At 69.4% G+C, this 805-nt stretch carries 2 protein-coding genes; both read left to right on the plus strand.

From position 1 onward, the window contains the following. On the plus strand, positions 1-642 hold a 642-nt coding region (locus tag NFX52_RS30375), incomplete at its 5' end, for an exodeoxyribonuclease VII large subunit (protein WP_289781651.1). A 3-nt stretch (positions 643-645) separates the two neighbouring features. Then, positions 646-805: exodeoxyribonuclease VII small subunit (xseB, locus tag NFX52_RS31235; RefSeq protein ID WP_353848512.1), on the plus strand; the 160-nt coding region annotated here is incomplete at its 3' end.

Consider the following 805-nt stretch of genomic DNA (forward strand, 5'->3'; position numbering starts at 1 on the left):
GAGGCGGTGTTCACGGCGGCGGGCCGTCTCACCCAGCGCGTGCGAGCCGAGGCCGACCGCAGCGAGGCCCAGGTGCGCGCCGATGCCGAGGCCCATCTCGCCCGAGCCAGGCATGACAGCACCCAGGAGATGGGCCAAGTGGAGGTGATGTCGATGCGGCAGGTGCACGAGGCTGCGGCGCGCAGCCTGGCGCGGTGGAACGAGACCCAGGGTGAGGCCCGTCGGCATCTGGCGGCGGCCCGGCAGCAGGTGCCGGCCTTGCTGCACGATGTGCGCACCCGGGCCCAGGCCAGTGTGGCCGAGGCGCGTGGCGGCTCGGAGCTTGCACTCTACGCCGTGGTAGACCGCGGCCACGCCGCGACCCGTGCGGCCAGCCAAGCCGCCGAGGACCGGCTGCAGCACGTGGCGGAGCGCGCCCAGGGGAACCTGCAAGCCGCCCGGAGCCAGGCCGAGGCGCTCATGCGCGAGGTCACCGGCCAGGGGCCTGAGAAGACCCTGAATCGCGGCTTTGCGATCGTGCGCACGCCTGAAGGGAAGCCCGTGACGGGCAAGGCCCAGGCGCGCGCCCTCTCCGCCCTTGAGATCCAGTTCCGCGACGGGATGGTTTCCGCCCGTCCGGATGACAGTAACCGGAAGGAATGAGTGATGGAAAGTTTTCGTGAAGCCTATGGCGTGCTACAGCGACATGCCCAAACGCTGCGCAACCAGGACGAGCCCAACATCGATGACCTGCTGACCATCGTTACCGAGTCGGTGAATGCGTACAAGGTCTGCAAGCAGCGCATCGATGCGGTGGAGGCAGCGC

It is taken from the genome of Acidovorax facilis, assembly GCF_023913775.1.
In the GTDB taxonomy this organism is placed as follows: Bacteria; Pseudomonadota; Gammaproteobacteria; order Burkholderiales; family Burkholderiaceae_C; genus Acidovorax; species Acidovorax facilis.